This window comes from Brevibacillus centrosporus (assembly GCF_003710815.1).
Classification (GTDB): Bacteria; Bacillota; Bacilli; order Brevibacillales; family Brevibacillaceae; genus Brevibacillus; species Brevibacillus centrosporus.
Genome location: NZ_RHHP01000001.1, coordinates 472,242 through 486,532, shown reverse-complemented (window position 1 = coordinate 486,532; position 14,291 = coordinate 472,242). Strand labels below are relative to the sequence as shown.

Here is a 14,291-nt window from a genome sequence, read left to right as displayed (position 1 = left end):
ACATGAATGCCAGAAGGACGCATTGTAAAAGCTTTGAGCGGATTTTACTACGTTGCCGATGGGGACCGTGTTTTTAGTTGTCGAGCACGTGGGCTATTCAAGAAAAAGGGTGCAAAGGTAAATCCGCTCGTGGGCGACTGGGTAGTCTACGATGCAATCAATGAAGAAGAAGGGTATGTGATGGAGGTGGGTGAGCGGACCAGTGAACTGGTTCGACCGCCCATTTCCAATGTGGATCAGGCCGTGCTGGTCTTTTCCATGTTCAAACCTGCCTTCAGCGCGTTATTACTGGACAAGTTTCTGGTCCATACCGAGCATGCTGGCATTGATTCCATCATTATCCTGTCAAAGGCAGATCAAGTGCCGGAAGAAGAGGTAAGAGCCATCACCGAGAAATACGAGGCAATCGGCTATACGGTCATTCCAACCTCGACAAAACAGGAGACACGTGGATTGCAGGAAGTGCGAGAAGTCCTGCATGATCGGATTTCCGTTTTTGCTGGTCAGTCAGGCGTAGGAAAATCGTCGCTGATCAACGCGTTGTTCCCGGGGGTAAGCCTGCAAACGGGAGATGTGAGTGAAAAGCTGGGGCGCGGGAAGCACACGACCCGTCATGTCGAGCTGATTCCTCTCGAGGGAGGCGGCTATGTCGCAGATACGCCGGGCTTCAGTTCCTTGGAATTTATGGATTTGGACGAGCTCGACTTGGCAGAGGCATTCCGGGATTTTGCAGAGCGTTCACCCGATTGCAAGTTTCGGGGCTGCCTGCATGTGACAGAGCCATCCTGCGCCGTCCAGGAAGGTGTAGCCTCAGGGGAACTGAGCAAAGAGCGCTACGAGAATTACCTGCAATTCCGCGAAGAGCTGAAAGAATATCAACGGAGGAATAAACCATGGTAAAAATAGCACCTTCTATCCTGTCTGCGGACTTTGCCAGATTGGGTGAGGAAATTCAGGACGTCGAACGGGGAGGCGCAGACTGGATTCACGTAGATGTCATGGATGGACATTTTGTTCCGAATATCACGATTGGACCTTTGATCGTGGATGCCATCCGCCCAGTTACAAAGCTTCCGCTCGATGTGCATCTCATGATCGAGGAACCAGATCGCTACATTCCTCAGTTCGCCAAGAGCGGTGCAGACTGGATTACCGTTCATCAGGAAGCATGCCGCCATTTGCACCGTACGCTCGCACTAATCAAAGAGCAAGGGGTGAAAGCAGGCGTCGTACTGAATCCCGCAACGCCAGTGTCTACGATCGAGCACGTGCTTACGGATCTGGACATGGTGCTCTTCATGACTGTCAACCCAGGCTTTGGCGGGCAAAAATTCATTCACAATGTGGTTCCGAAGATCAAACAGCTGCGTCAAATGCTGGATGAGCGCGGCCTTGGTCACGTTGAGATCGAGATCGACGGTGGCGTGAATACCGAGACAGCCCGTTTATGCGAAGCGGCAGGGGCGACCGTACTCGTTGCCGGAAGCGCCGTATTCAATCAAAAAGACCGTGCGCAAGCTATCGCAGCGATTCGCGGATAAAAGCGTACGTACAAACCGCAAAAAGCCATCTCTTTCACGTGGAAGGGATGGCTTTTTCGTTTTTATTCAGGGCGATCGGAAGTCACATACGTTCCCGCAATCAAATCGTGAATAGCACGTTTGTCTTCACGGACACCGACCATGATCGCGCTGATGATCGCACCTATGCCCAGTGTTACGGTATAGATCAGCCAGCAGCCTACTACGATGCGCAGGAGCATCGTTCCTATGCCAACAGGACTCCCATCCATTTTTACGATGCGAATGCCCACGATTCTTTTTCCGACCGTATAGCCGTACCAGAAAACCGGCAGCAAGAGACTGTAGAGAATGGACACCAGATTCGTGAACAGATTGCCTTTTGTCTCACCCGTGATCAAATTAAGAGAGAAGTGCCAGTGGTACCCCGATGATCAGGCCATCGAGCAAGCTTGCTCCAAACCGCCGCCAAAATCCAACCGCGTGGCTCTGCAAAGACTTTTCGTTTTCCACGATCCCAGCTCCTTTCCTTTCAATAGGAATGTATATGAGCTGGCAGCCGAAAGTAGAGCGAAAGAAAAACTCTGCCATTGAATCAGGCAAAGGGACAGACAGCTTTCTTTACAGGCTGGTAAACAGCCGAAGCAGGACAGCGATCCGGCCCGGAATAGCCTCGATGACTACGTGTTCATGGGAGGCATGTGCGCCATCGCCTACTGGACCCAAGCCGTCGAGCGTAGGCGTGCCTTCATCAGCAGTAAAGTTGCCATCGCTCGTACCACCTACCCCGCGCTCTGTAAGTGTGAAGCCTTCCAGGAGGGCTTGCTCCTGTGCGTGCAAAAACAGCTGCTCAGTGGCTGCGGTTCTTTCCATAGGAGGTTTGGTTATGCCGCCCTCCACAATAAGCTGCGCACCTGGCAGAACGGGCTTGAGCTGATGCATGAGGGTGGTAATACGGTCAGCTTCACTGCTGGCGCTGATACGCACGTCGATATCGGCCTCAGCGTAATCGGGAACGACGTTGGAGACGGTACCGCCGCGGATTGTTCCCACAGACAGGGTAGTGCCCGCGTCGTAGTCGGTGAAGCCTTGAATGGCGATGACATGGTGGGCGAGCTCCTCGATGGCATTTACGCCTAGGGCGTGATCATTTCCTGCGTGTGCGGCTCGCCCCTTGACCTTGAGAATGAAGTCTCCGCCGCCCTTTCGGCTGGTTTTAAGAGAGCCATCTCCTGCCGCTGGCTCAATAACGAGAGCGAATTTGCTTCGTTTCGCTTCCTCGCGTATCCATTTTTCAGAAGAGACGCTGCCGATTTCCTCATCCGTATTCCAGAAAAAAACGAGCTTGCTTTGAAGGGGAATCTGCTGCTCGATGATTGTTTTCAAGGCAAAATAGCTGAAGATGATCCCTGCTTTCATGTCGTAGGTTCCAGGACCATATACCCGACCATCCTCGATTTTCCAGGGCTCTTGCACAAGGGTCCCCAACTCTTTCACCGTGTCAAAATGACCGAGGACCATGATCTGCTCGGGGCCGTCTCCGTATTCGATGCGGAGCTGATCACCGTATGTAGGCTGGTAGAGCGTGTCTATTTTGCAGCCGAGCGCACGGAAGCGATCTGCGATCAAATGCCCTAATTGATCCACAGCTTGTTTGTTGTGAGTGGGTGTTTCTATTTCTACGTACGTACGCAATTCCTCGAGAATTTCGGGGAGCTGCTGCTGAAAATGGTCTGTCCATTTGCTGGTCATTTGTTATCCTCCTTACAGGTGATTTCATTAGCACTATAAGTCTTTGGCCGCATTTTCGCCAGTGAAAAGAACAAACGGGGCTTGGTCGCAAAAAAAGGGACATACTACAAACGCACCTGTCCAAAAGCCTCTCTATAAATTGTGAATAGTATTCTGTAAATTGGCTATTTAAATTATGGCTAAAAAAACATTGAATTTGTTCATCTAATGATTAAAATAGTCATTATCCTGTATAAATATAAGCCGTCAATTCATATCGCTTCCCTGAACCTGACAGCTATATTTCCAACTTGATTTCATACACAATCCTAATGGGGGTATACCATCATGAAAAAACAGATGTTTTCAATCGCTCTTACATCACTATTGGCAGCGGCTGTTATGGCAGGCTGCGGGACAGGCACAAGCCAGCCGCCGGCACAGCCGCAGAATGGACAAGAGCTAGCTGGACAGCCAAGCGGAGAGAAAAAGACTCTGACGATGGCTACATCAGCAGACTACAAGCCCTATGAATTCCACGACCTGACCAGCGGCAAAGACGAGATCGTGGGCTTCGATGTGGATATCGCCAAATACATTGGGGAACAGCTGGGTTACGAAGTGCAAGTAAATGACATGAACTTCGACGGTTTGGTTCCTGCGCTGCAAACCAACCGTGCCGATTTTGTTATGGCAGGGATGACACCAACCCCTGAACGCCAGAAGAACGTCGACTTCTCGGAAATTTACTACGACGCGAAAAACACAATTGTCTCAAAGAAAGAGAGCAATGTGATAAAACCTGACCAGCTGGCAGGGAAAAAAGTAGCGGTACAGCTTGGCTCCATTCAAGAATCTGCAGCAAAAGAGCTGGCGAAAACGGCAACTGGACTGCAAATCACTTCTTTGAACAAAACGGGTGAAATCATCGAGGAAGTAAAAACCGGCCGTGTGGATGCAGCGATCCTGGAAGATACCGTGGCGAAGGGCTTTGTGGAAAGCAACCCAGGCCTGCAGTACACCACGATTGAGACAGAAGAGGTAAATGGTTCAGCGATTGCTTTCCCGAAAGGCTCCAAGCATGTGGATGAATTTAATCAGGTCATCAAAAAAATGCAGGAAAACGGCGAGATGGACAAGCTGATCAAAAAGTGGTTCGGTCAATAATGCAAAGCGGGGCGGTTGTCCCCTTCGATTCATATCATGAAGATAGCAAGGAGTGGGAAAGGGCATGAATTTGGATTTTCCACAGATTGTGCCCTATATCCCTTTTATTTTACAAGGGATAAAGGTCACATTACTCGTCACACTCATTTCAGTCGTCCTCGGCTTCATTTGGGGCTCGATCCTGGCACTTATCAAAATTTCCAAATTCGGTCCGCTGAATTGGCTGGCAGTTGCCTATACGTCCATCTTTCGGGGAACACCTCTGATCCTGCAGCTGACGTTTGTCTACTTTGCTACGCCTCAGCTCACGGGGTATAACATCTCTCAGCTGGAAGCGGCTGTCTTGACGTTTACGCTGAATTCGGGTGCTTACATATCCGAGACGATCCGCGGTGGGATTCTCGCCGTGGACAAAGGCCAGTGGGAAGCTGCCAAGTCGCTCGGCGTTCCGTATCGCCGCATGATGATGGACATCATTTTACCGCAGGGGATTAAAAACATCCTGCCAGCGCTGGTGAATGAAACGATCGCCCTTTTGAAAGAATCCGCACTCGTCTCCACGATCGGACTCGCAGACATCCTGCAAAACGCAAACGTCGTGAAGGGAACCATCTTCCGGTACTTTGAGCCGTACATCATCGCCGGGGTCCTCTACTATGTCATGGTCATGATCTTGACCTGGTTTGCGGGCGTGCTGGAGAGGAGGATGAGACGCAGTGATTAAAATTGACAACATCACCAAGTCATTTGGGCAGCTTGAAGTCTTGAAGGGGATTTCGACGGAGATAAAAAAGGGAGAGGTCGTGGCGATCATCGGGCCTTCGGGGTCTGGGAAATCGACTCTCCTGCGCTGCATGAATTTGCTCGAGATACCGACGACAGGAAAGATCGTTATAGATGGACAGGACATTACTGCTCCAAAGGCAGACGTTCTGAAGGTCCGTCAAAAGATCGGAATGGTTTTTCAGCATTTTCACCTGTTCCCTCACATGACCGTGCTGGGCAACCTCACATATGCTCCCCTCAAGGTCAAAGGCATGTCCAAAGCAGAAGCAGAAGGAAAGGCTAGAGAGCTCTTGAAGCGCGTTGGTCTGTCGGACAAGGCTGACGTGTATCCGTCCCGTCTGTCTGGCGGTCAAAAACAACGTGTCGCGATCGCGCGTTCTCTCGTGATGGAGCCGGAGATTATGCTTTTCGACGAACCGACCTCTGCCTTGGACCCTGAGATGGTAAAAGAAGTGCTAGAGGTTATGAAGGGCCTGGCCCATACCGGCATGACGATGGCCATCGTGACACACGAAATGAGATTTGCTGAAGAGGTGTCGGATCGGATCCTGTTTATCGACCATGGACAATTGATCGAAGAAACGGCGCCTACAGAGTTTTTTGCGCGTCCGAAGAGCGAGCGCGCCCAGCAGTTTTTGGAGAAAGTACGTTAATATCTAGGCAGAGTCACAGCCCTCGTTGGTTGTGACTCTTTTTTGTACAGTAAGAATTTATAAGATTCTTAGCCAGTATAAGTGCAACTAAGGCTCCACCGCAAAGCTTGGCGGAGCCAAGTTTTCTAATATATCGGGCTTTTGCTGCCCATATATGTGTTTTCGCTGGGAGAAGGCAGAGGGACACGCATATTGCCCTTGGCTGATGCATAATGTATTCAGGCAGCCTGTGTATTTCCGACATTATTCTCATGATTATCGCGTTGCAATGGGTTTGCGAGCAGTCAACGGTACTCTTCTACTTTTTTCAGAAGGCAGGATACATGTTTATCCGACAGCAGAATATGATGTAATATGCACGTTTGGGAGAACACCTGAAGGAGGTGCAGTATAAATGGGATTGCGCTCCTATCGCCTGCGACAGGGGGGCGCCTTGCGACGTGTTCTCGGGGTAGCGTTGGCTGTCGGGGGTATCACCATTTTCCTGTACATCGCACCTCCGTGGGTTTGGTATAGCCTGTTGTCGTTGGCTCTCGTGGGGGCGGGCTGGTATTTGTATCACGTGAAGTAATTTCGGTGAGGAGGGGTAGCATGCGGTTTTACACCATCAAGTTGCCGAAGTTCCTGGGTGGCATGGTTCGCGGCATCATAGAGGCATTCAACAAGAAAAAATGACGGCGTGGCCTCGGCCTCCTGAGGGACCTCGGCCATCCGAGGGACCATGGCTTCCCGTGGGACCACGGCCTCCCGTGGGAATAAGTAAACGCCTGAAATGCAAAAAAGCACCTCGAGGGTGCTTTTTTTCGCGTAGTAGAAAGACTACACGCGAGTTACGAGTCCGGATTTCAGTGCTCGAGTACTTACATAAACGCGCTTTGGTTTACCATTTACCAGAATGCGCACTTTTTGTACGTTAACACCCCAAGTGCGGCGAGTTGCGCGCATGGAGTGGGAGCGAGCGTTTCCTGCTTTAGCAGATTTACCTGTTACAAAGCAACGACGTGCCATTACGATCCACCTCCTTGTTGCATCTAAACGGAATTCCCTCGAAAGGGAACACAAATACTCAACTATAGTAGCACACGAGCCCTGTCAATTGCAATACTTGACATGAGGAAAAGCCCTGTCTTCCTTGTTTCCCTCTCGATTCGACAAAACGCTTCATTTCTTCAATATGTTAGTGTAAAATTATATGAAGCATGTTTACGCTTACCAAAGCGATCAAGCTGTTGAAAAGAGGAGGAGTCCTTGCATGACAGTGGAAATGAGCACATCTATGGGAAAAATAGATGTTACGGAAGAAGTGATCGCTCGGATTGCTGGAGGCGCCGCTATGGAAGTTTTCGGGCTCGTGGGGATGTCGCCACGAAAAGCGCTGAAGGACGGTATTGCCGAGCTTCTGGGACGAGATAACCTGAGCAAAGGGGTTGTCGTTCACAACCAGAACAGCGAAGTAACTTTAGACATGCATATCATCGTCAGCTATGGCGTTAAAATTTCCGAGGTGGCCGGCAATGTACAGCGCCGCGTTCGCTATACCTTGGAGCAAACAGTTGGAATCGATGTCACTGCGGTAAATATTTTCGTTCAGGGTGTACGCACTGACAGGGATACATAATTAAGGAGGAACAACAGTTGGTACATACGCGTCTTGATGGCGTCCTTTTTAGCCGGATGGTTTACCTGGGGGCAAACCTTTTGTCTGAAAACGTCAAAGTGGTGGATGGATTGAACGTCTTTCCCGTACCGGATGGAGATACTGGGACGAATATGAATTTGACGCTTACCTCAGGTGTGGAGGAATTGTCCCGCAAGGAATCTCCTCTCATCACAGAAGCGGCTTCTGCACTTGCCAAAGGCTTGTTGATGGGAGCCCGTGGCAACTCTGGAGTCATTTTATCCCAATTGTTCCGTGGCTTTAGCAAAGCTGTGAACGGGAAAGAGGTCGTGAACACTCGCCAATTTGCGGAGGCACTTAAATCCGGAGTGGACTCAGCCTATCAAGCAGTCATGAAACCGGTCGAGGGGACCATTCTTACCGTTGCTCGCGAGGCAGCAGAAATGGCTGTACGTACAGCACGCACGTCTGACGATCTGGTCGTGGTCATGGAAAAAACGTATGAGCAGGCGCAGACAACACTGCTGCGCACACCTGAGATGCTGCCTGTGCTAAAAGAGGTTGGCGTCGTCGATTCAGGTGGACAAGGCCTGTTGTTTATTTACGAAGGATTTTTGCGTGTACTGCGCGGGGAAGCCGCCGAGGATGTACAGAAAAGATCTCAGCCTGTCATGAGCGACGCTGAGCTGAACAAGCTGGTAGACGCACAGCACGCGCAGATTCATATGAAAACGGAAGATATCGTTTACGGCTACTGCACGGAGTTTATGGTGCATATCGCAAACAGCACCGAGCCAGATAAAAAACCGTTCTCGGAAGGCCTGTTCCGCAGTCAACTGGACAAGATGGGGGATTCCCTCCTGGTTGTGTCCGACGATGAGGTCGTCAAGGTGCACATACACGCAGAGCATCCGGGCAGTGTCCTGCAATACGCGCAGCAATTTGGAAGTCTGCATCGACTAAAAATTGAGAACATGCGTGAGCAGCATGCCAACATCCTCAAAGCAGAAGAGAGCAAGGCTCCGGCAGCAGCCGTTGCCACGCGAGAATTGGAAGCCCTTTCCTATGGCCTGATCGCAGTTGCAGCAGGTGAGGGGATCGCCAAGATTTTGCGCAGCATGGGTGTACATGTTGTCGTGGAAGGCGGACAGACGATGAATCCGAGCACGGAGGATTTCATGAACGCTATTTCGGGTCTGCACGCCAATGAAATCATTATCCTGCCAAACAACAGCAATATCGTCATGGCGGCTCAGCAAGCGGCGGAGCTTTCCGAGACCCCGGTATCCGTGGTTCCGAGCAAGAGCATTCCTCAAGGCATGGCGGCACTGGTCGCATTCAACAGAGATGCAGGCATTGAAGCGAATACGGTTGCCATGAACAAAGCCATTGCTTCTGTGAAAACGGGAATGGTCACGCATGCCGTCCGGGATACGCGCATGGGCGATGTCGAGATCAAAGAAGGCGACTATATCGGAATTGCAGAAAAAGAAATCGTCACGGCTGGACCGGATTTGTTGCAAAGCGCACAGACTCTCCTGCTGGATTTAGTGGACGAGGATGCAGAAATCGTCACGATGTTCCTGGGAGAAGGAGCGACGCAAGAAATGGCAGAAGCGTTAGAGGCAGCATTGGCAGATGCCTATCCGGATGTCGAAGTGGAAATTCAGGATGGCGGACAACCATTGTATCCGTTTATCTTTTCTGTGGAGTAATTGGGAGAGGGGCTCTCGCGAATGCCAATCGTAATTCTTACTGACAGTGCTTCGGATATTGATGCGTCTGTTCGGGAATCGTTGGGGATTGTGGCTGTACCGTTGAAAGTGATGTTCGGACCGGAAACCTATCAGGACGGTGTCACGATCTCCTCCACTGCTTTTTTTGAAAAACTGAGCCAGTCGAGCGTTTTACCGACTACCTCTCAGCCTTCTCCTCTGGAGTTTGCAGAAGCGTACAAGGCGATTTACGAGAAGTACGGCAAGGATGTGCAGATTATTGCGATCATGCTGTCCGCTGCCTTGTCCGGGACGTATCAGTCTGCGATGATCGCCAAATCGATGCTGGAAGAGAGCATCGATATTACCGTCATCGATTCCCGCAAAGCTTCCTACGTGCACGGCATGATCTGTGTCGATGCAGCCAAGGCAGCACAGGAAGGCAAGAGCAAGCAGCAGATTCTCGATATGATCGACCGCTATCTGGATGAAGTGCAGGTCTATTTTATCGTGGATACGCTGGAGTTTTTGCAAAAAGGCGGGCGGATCGGTCGTGCGGCAGCTGTGATTGGCTCGCTTTTAAACATCAAGCCAATCTTGACCTTGGACCCTGTAGGCTACGTGTCGGCTTTCGACAAAGTGAGAGGTACCAAAAAGGCGCTGAACCGCGTGCTGGAAGCATTGCAGGAGTACTCGCAGGGAAAACCGGTGAAGGTTGCCGTCCTGCATAGCTCCGTACCGGATCAGGCAGCTGAAATATTGGAGCGGATCAAGCAAGAGTTTCAAGTGACTGACTCTCATTTGGAAGAGATCGGACCTGTGATTGGGACTCATACCGGGCCTGGCCTGCTAGGGATCGTCATGGTAAAAGCGTGATGGAAAAAAGACATTCTCGATTGTTTCGGGGGTGTCTTTTTTTGCCAAGAGGAGATTGTCCGTCTTTGCCGGCACAGGCGTAACGGTCCTCAAAATGACGGACGCAAATGGTAATGTGCAGTACAAAGAAGGGAAAGCTTCTACGGAAGGGATCGTCGTCGAGGACGAACGCTGGGGACAGTCGGAGGTAACCTTTGTGATGAAAGCCAGTGCAAATAATCCGCTGCGTAGACTATTTGCTGCAAGTGAAGGTGCAAGTGGACGGCAGCATCAAAGTGAAAGGCTCGCACGATGGCTGGAGAAATGGAATACCATTTTGAAAAAAAAGCGCTAGTGTCTGCGCTATCTTTCTGCTCTAACGGCGGACTGTAGCCTGCTCGTGAAACCTGTAGCGCTTTGGGAATCGGTAGGATACAATGAGAGTGAATCTTGTTGAACCCCTTGTGATATCAGGAGGAGAAGGCGGTTGAAGTACAAAAGCGTATTTGATATTATCGGTCCCATTATGGTAGGACCGTCGAGTTCCCATACAGCAGGTGCGGCGCGCATCGGCAGGGTGGCGCGTAAGCTGTTTGGCAAAGAGCCAAAGCGTGCTAAGATCACCTTCTACGGCTCGTTTGCAAAGACGTATCAAGGGCATGGCTCTGACGTGGCAACGGTCGCGGGGATTCTCGATTTTGACACATCAGACTTGCGCTTGAAAAATTCGCTTCTGATTGCTGAAAAAGCAGGGATGGAAGTGGATTTGACTACGTCGGAAGTCTTGACGGAGCATCCCAACACCGCTCGTATCAAGTTGTCAGACGACCAGGAGTCAATCGAGGTTGTCGGCGTTTCGATCGGTGGGGGGAAAATTGAAGTGCTGGAGATTAACGGCTTTACGCTGCAGCTGGGCTTTGACAGCCCGACGATGCTGGTATTGCATGAAGACCGCTTCGGGATGATTGCGGCTGTCGCCAAAATCCTGACGCAGCACAAAATCAATGTAGGGCTGATGGAGGTTTCTCGTCACGATCGCGGGGCGCGTGCTTTAATGGCAATCGAGACGGATGCTCCTGTTTCCGCAGAGGTGCTGGAGGAAATCCGGCAGATTCCTTACGTATTTGACGTTTCCTTGCTTTCGTTGAACTAGCGCAGATGATCATGGGCACAAGACAGCAGGGAATAGAGGAGTGAACAAACAAGATGTTTCGGAATGTGGCTGAGCTGGTTGAATTGGCGGAATCACAAGGAAAGAAAATCTCTGAAGTGATGATCGAAGCAGAGATGGAAGTATCCCAGCGTAGTCGGGATGCCATCATGCAGGATATGTACGCCAATCTGGACGTTATGGAAAAAGCAGTTCGTCGCGGCCTCACAGAGGACATCCGCTCGCATAGCGGGCTGACAGGCGGCGATGCCAAAAAGCTGCAAGAATATATGAAGAACAAGACCTTCTTATCGGGACCCACACTTTTGAATGCGGTTTCGATGTCTGTCGCGGTCAACGAAGTCAATGCGGCTATGGGAACCATCGTCGCGACTCCTACCGCTGGGGCTTGCGGCATTGTTCCAGGTACCCTGTTTGCAGTATCAGACAAGCTCCAGCCGACACGGGATGAGATGGTGAACTACTTGTTTACTGCTGGCGCAATCGGTTATTGTATCGCGAACAACGCGTTTATTTCCGGTGCAGCTGGAGGCTGCCAGGCAGAAGTCGGTTCGGCGACCGCGATGGCAGCTGCGGCAATCGTAGAGATCGCGGGCGGCACGCCGGAGGAATCGGCGCAAGCGGTAGCGATTGCTTTGAAAAACATGCTTGGTCTGGTCTGTGACCCCGTGGCTGGACTGGTGGAAGTACCTTGTGTCAAGCGCAATGCGATGGGGGCTGCGATCGCTACGGTGGCGGCAGACATGGCGATGGCGGGCATCAAGAGCGTCATTCCGACAGATGAAGTCATCGAAGCGATGTACCGGATCGGTTGCGCAATGCCGACAACGCTGAAAGAGACGGCCCAGGGCGGACTGGCCGCGACTCAGACAGGGCGCCAAATCGAAGCGAAGATTTTTGGCGTACGGATGGAGAAGTAATGACGACGGCTTATCAAGCTCCCGTCTCCCAGCTTCACGGGGTAGGGGAAGAGCGGGCAAAAGCTTTTGGCGGTTTGGGGATTCACAGCGTAGGAGATCTGCTGGAGTACTTCCCGACCCGTTATGAAGACTACCGTGTTCGCGATTTGACAGAGGTCAAAGACGGAGAGAGGGTCACGCTGGCAGGTACGGTATACGGCGAACCCTCTGTTCGTTTTTATGGCAAGGGCAAATCGCGCATTTCCGTCAAGGTAGTCATGGACCGGGTGGTGGTTACGGCTGTTTGGTTCAACCAGACGTTTGTGAAAAGCAGGCTGTCGCCGGGCAAAGAAATTCTCATCACGGGAAAATGGGACAAGCACAAGCTGCAGGTCACGGTAAATGAGATGACGGAGGCGGATTCCGACCGCGCTGCCAAGCGTGGAGAGCTGGCTCCCGTTTATCCGCTGGGCGGGGATGTCACGCATAACCTGCTGCGGAAAACGATCCAGCAGGCTTTGCGAGAGTACGGTCAGGAGATACCGGAAATTCTGCCGCCCTACATCGTCGAGCGCTATCGGCTGATGCCGCGGGTCGATGCCATTCATTCGATTCACTTTCCTGTCAATGCCGAAAATGGGCGCCAAGCGCGGCGGCGAATCATGTTCGAGGAGCTCTTTTTATTCCAGTTAAAAATTCAGGCGCTGCGCCGGGTGAATCGTCAGCAAACCGAAGGCATGGCGCTCACGATTCCGATGGATGAGGTTCGGCAGTTCATTTCTTCTCTGCCCTTCCCGCTGACGGATGCGCAAAAACGGGTCGTCAAAGAAATTTTGGATGACATGCGCTCTCCCCATTCGATGAATCGCTTGCTGCAAGGGGACGTAGGTTCCGGAAAGACGGTCGTAGCTGCCATCGCGCTGATCGCGGCTGTCAAGGCAGGTTTCCAAGGGGCGCTGATGGTGCCGACGGAAATTTTGGCGGAGCAGCACGTTCAGTCCCTCACGGCTTTACTTTCGCCATACGGGATCGAGGTCGCGCTGCTCTCCGGCTCGCTGACGGCCAAGCGCAGACGTGAAGTCATCGGCTCTCTGCAGATGGGGCTTATCGATGTCATCGTCGGTACACACGCCTTGATTCAGGAGGATGTGTTTTTTTCACGACTGGGCTTGGTCATTACGGATGAGCAGCATCGCTTTGGGGTTGAGCAGCGGCGGATTTTGCGCAACAAAGGCCTGACTCCCGATGTCCTGTTCATGACGGCGACACCGATTCCACGGACGCTGGCGATCACCGCATTTGGCGATATGGATGTCTCTACCATCGACCAGATGCCTGCCGGCCGCAAGCCGATTGAGACGACGTGGAAAAAGCACGATCAGTTCCCCGCGGTTTTGGAGCAAATGCGTGACGAGCTGCGCAAAGGAAGACAGGCCTATGTCATTTGTCCGTTGATCGAAGAATCGGAAAAGCTGGACGTGCAAAATGCGATTGATGTTCACGCGCAGCTGACGCATGTATTTCCTGAGTTTGGCGTAGGCTTGATGCACGGGCGCCTGCCTGCCAAAGAAAAGGATGCGGTGATGCAGGCTTTTCTCGCTGGAGAGCATGCGGTGCTCGTCTCCACAACGGTTGTTGAGGTAGGGGTAAATGTGCCGAATGCTACCTACATGATCATTTACGATGCCGAGCGCTTTGGTCTCGCACAGCTGCATCAGCTGCGGGGACGTGTCGGCCGTGGCTCGGAGCAGTCCTACTGCGTGCTGATTGCTGATCCCAAGTCGGAGATCGGAAAAGAGCGGATGCGCGTCATGTGTGAGACAACAGACGGGTTTGAGCTGTCGCAGCGAGACTTGGAGCTGCGCGGGCCGGGTGATTTTTTCGGAACCAAGCAGAGCGGCGTCCCAGAGTTTAAAGTGGCGGATCTCTTGAGTGATTACAAAGCACTGGAGGTCGCCAGACAGGAAACCGCCAGACTGGTAGCGGAGAGGTCGTTTTGGCATGACGCCCAGTACCATTGGCTGAGGGAGTACTTAAAGCGCGAGGGTGTACTGGACGGAATCGTGTTCGACTAAATGCAAAAGCAGGTATTGGTGGAGAGTCTTCTCTGTGAGAACAGGGGAGGCTCTTTTTGGTATGCGAACAGCGGGGGAGAACGAACAAAATTTACCCTGAT

16 protein-coding genes and 1 pseudogene are annotated in these 14,291 nt (G+C 51.7%); 14 read left to right on the top strand and 3 right to left on the bottom strand.

Translation table 11 applies throughout. The annotated features are described in order from the left end of the window. The first annotated feature begins 6 nt into the window (after positions 1-6). On the top strand, positions 7-900 hold the full coding sequence (gene rsgA, locus EDM55_RS02460) for a ribosome small subunit-dependent GTPase A (RefSeq protein WP_092267874.1): 894 nt from the start codon (positions 7-9) through the stop codon (positions 898-900). After that, a complete protein-coding gene (gene rpe / locus EDM55_RS02455) occupies positions 894-1,541 on the top strand; it encodes a ribulose-phosphate 3-epimerase (protein WP_092267875.1) in 648 nt (215 codons plus the stop codon). Before rsgA ends, rpe begins: the two co-directional genes overlap by 7 nt. A gap of 62 nt (positions 1,542-1,603) precedes the next feature. On the opposite strand, the pseudogene EDM55_RS02450 reads toward rpe, so the two are convergent. Together EDM55_RS02450 and EDM55_RS02445 are read right to left on the bottom strand one after the other, a co-directional pair. Continuing rightward, positions 1,604-2,033, bottom strand: a pseudogene (locus tag EDM55_RS02450) (RDD family protein). Positions 2,034-2,141: 108 nt separating this feature from the next. Then, positions 2,142-3,272, bottom strand: a complete 1,131-nt coding sequence (locus EDM55_RS02445; protein WP_122959521.1) for a M20 family metallopeptidase — start codon at positions 3,270-3,272, stop codon at positions 2,142-2,144. Positions 3,273-3,599: 327 nt separating this feature from the next. Here EDM55_RS02445 and EDM55_RS02440 point away from each other — a divergent pair, with 327 nt between their 5' ends. The 5 genes from EDM55_RS02440 (at position 3,600) to spoVM (ending at position 6,532) form a co-directional block, all read left to right on the top strand. Continuing rightward, positions 3,600-4,418 (top strand): transporter substrate-binding domain-containing protein, encoded by an 819-nt coding sequence (locus tag EDM55_RS02440; protein WP_122959520.1) that lies wholly within the window; start codon positions 3,600-3,602, stop codon positions 4,416-4,418. A 64-nt stretch (positions 4,419-4,482) separates the two neighbouring features. Beyond that, positions 4,483-5,142, top strand: coding sequence for an amino acid ABC transporter permease (locus EDM55_RS02435; RefSeq protein ID WP_092267878.1), 660 nt, complete (start codon positions 4,483-4,485; stop codon positions 5,140-5,142). Next, positions 5,135-5,857 (top strand): amino acid ABC transporter ATP-binding protein, encoded by a 723-nt coding sequence (locus EDM55_RS02430; protein ID WP_092267879.1) that lies wholly within the window; start codon positions 5,135-5,137, stop codon positions 5,855-5,857. The genes EDM55_RS02435 and EDM55_RS02430 overlap by 8 nt, the downstream gene beginning before the upstream one ends. A 394-nt stretch (positions 5,858-6,251) precedes the next feature. Then, entirely contained in the window at positions 6,252-6,428 is a 177-nt protein-coding gene (locus tag EDM55_RS30115; protein ID WP_170184276.1) for a hypothetical protein, read from the top strand. A gap of 20 nt (positions 6,429-6,448) precedes the next feature. Further along, positions 6,449-6,532 (top strand): stage V sporulation protein SpoVM, encoded by an 84-nt coding sequence (gene spoVM, locus EDM55_RS02425; RefSeq protein WP_055746831.1) that lies wholly within the window; start codon positions 6,449-6,451, stop codon positions 6,530-6,532. Between the two features lie 144 nt (positions 6,533-6,676). Here the strand turns inward: spoVM and rpmB are convergent, their stop codons facing one another. Continuing rightward, positions 6,677-6,865, bottom strand: coding sequence for a 50S ribosomal protein L28 (gene rpmB / locus EDM55_RS02420; protein WP_005831020.1), 189 nt, complete (start codon positions 6,863-6,865; stop codon positions 6,677-6,679). 244 nt (positions 6,866-7,109) lie between these two features. On the opposite strand from rpmB, the gene EDM55_RS02415 reads away from it, so the two are divergent. The 7 genes from EDM55_RS02415 (at position 7,110) to recG (ending at position 14,190) form a co-directional block, all read left to right on the top strand. After that, positions 7,110-7,475, top strand: a complete 366-nt coding sequence (locus EDM55_RS02415) for an Asp23/Gls24 family envelope stress response protein (protein ID WP_092267880.1) — start codon at positions 7,110-7,112, stop codon at positions 7,473-7,475. 17 nt (positions 7,476-7,492) lie between these two features. Further along, positions 7,493-9,190 (top strand): fatty acid kinase ATP-binding subunit FakA, encoded by a 1,698-nt coding sequence (fakA, locus tag EDM55_RS02410; protein ID WP_122959519.1) that lies wholly within the window; start codon positions 7,493-7,495, stop codon positions 9,188-9,190. Positions 9,191-9,211: 21 nt separating this feature from the next. Then, positions 9,212-10,066, top strand: a complete 855-nt coding sequence (gene fakB / locus EDM55_RS02405; protein ID WP_092267882.1) for a fatty acid kinase binding subunit FakB — start codon at positions 9,212-9,214, stop codon at positions 10,064-10,066. 31 nt (positions 10,067-10,097) lie between these two features. Beyond that, positions 10,098-10,400, top strand: a complete 303-nt coding sequence (locus tag EDM55_RS30110) for a DUF3238 domain-containing protein (protein ID WP_122959518.1) — start codon at positions 10,098-10,100, stop codon at positions 10,398-10,400. A 132-nt stretch (positions 10,401-10,532) separates the two neighbouring features. Beyond that, positions 10,533-11,198, top strand: a complete 666-nt coding sequence (gene sdaAB / locus EDM55_RS02395) for an L-serine ammonia-lyase, iron-sulfur-dependent subunit beta (RefSeq protein WP_122922150.1) — start codon at positions 10,533-10,535, stop codon at positions 11,196-11,198. A gap of 53 nt (positions 11,199-11,251) precedes the next feature. After that, positions 11,252-12,136 (top strand): L-serine ammonia-lyase, iron-sulfur-dependent, subunit alpha, encoded by an 885-nt coding sequence (gene sdaAA / locus EDM55_RS02390; protein WP_092267885.1) that lies wholly within the window; start codon positions 11,252-11,254, stop codon positions 12,134-12,136. Continuing rightward, the gene (recG, locus tag EDM55_RS02385) at positions 12,136-14,190 is read left to right on the top strand and encodes an ATP-dependent DNA helicase RecG (protein ID WP_092267886.1); all 2,055 of its coding nucleotides are present in this window, start codon (positions 12,136-12,138) and stop codon (positions 14,188-14,190) included. Before sdaAA ends, recG begins: the two co-directional genes overlap by 1 nt. Positions 14,191-14,291: the final 101 nt, after the last annotated feature.

What these genes read in the sequence shown, in the direction of transcription:
- EDM55_RS30115 (WP_170184276.1), top strand. Translation starts at nt 6,252, where the DNA reads ATGGGATTGCGCTCCTATCGCCTGCGACAGGGGGGCGCCTTGCGACGT.
- rsgA (WP_092267874.1), top strand. Translation starts at nt 7, where the DNA reads ATGCCAGAAGGACGCATTGTAAAAGCTTTGAGCGGATTTTACTACGTT.
- EDM55_RS02435 (WP_092267878.1), top strand. Translation starts at nt 4,483, where the DNA reads ATGAATTTGGATTTTCCACAGATTGTGCCCTATATCCCTTTTATTTTA.
- fakB (WP_092267882.1), top strand. Translation starts at nt 9,212, where the DNA reads ATGCCAATCGTAATTCTTACTGACAGTGCTTCGGATATTGATGCGTCT.
- recG (WP_092267886.1), top strand. Translation starts at nt 12,136, where the DNA reads ATGACGACGGCTTATCAAGCTCCCGTCTCCCAGCTTCACGGGGTAGGG.
- EDM55_RS02440 (WP_122959520.1), top strand. Translation starts at nt 3,600, where the DNA reads ATGAAAAAACAGATGTTTTCAATCGCTCTTACATCACTATTGGCAGCG.
- sdaAA (WP_092267885.1), top strand. Translation starts at nt 11,252, where the DNA reads ATGTTTCGGAATGTGGCTGAGCTGGTTGAATTGGCGGAATCACAAGGA.
- rpmB (WP_005831020.1), bottom strand. Translation starts at nt 6,865, where the DNA reads ATGGCACGTCGTTGCTTTGTAACAGGTAAATCTGCTAAAGCAGGAAAC.
- EDM55_RS02415 (WP_092267880.1), top strand. Translation starts at nt 7,110, where the DNA reads ATGACAGTGGAAATGAGCACATCTATGGGAAAAATAGATGTTACGGAA.
- rpe (WP_092267875.1), top strand. Translation starts at nt 894, where the DNA reads ATGGTAAAAATAGCACCTTCTATCCTGTCTGCGGACTTTGCCAGATTG.
- spoVM (WP_055746831.1), top strand. Translation starts at nt 6,449, where the DNA reads ATGCGGTTTTACACCATCAAGTTGCCGAAGTTCCTGGGTGGCATGGTT.
- EDM55_RS02445 (WP_122959521.1), bottom strand. Translation starts at nt 3,272, where the DNA reads ATGACCAGCAAATGGACAGACCATTTTCAGCAGCAGCTCCCCGAAATT.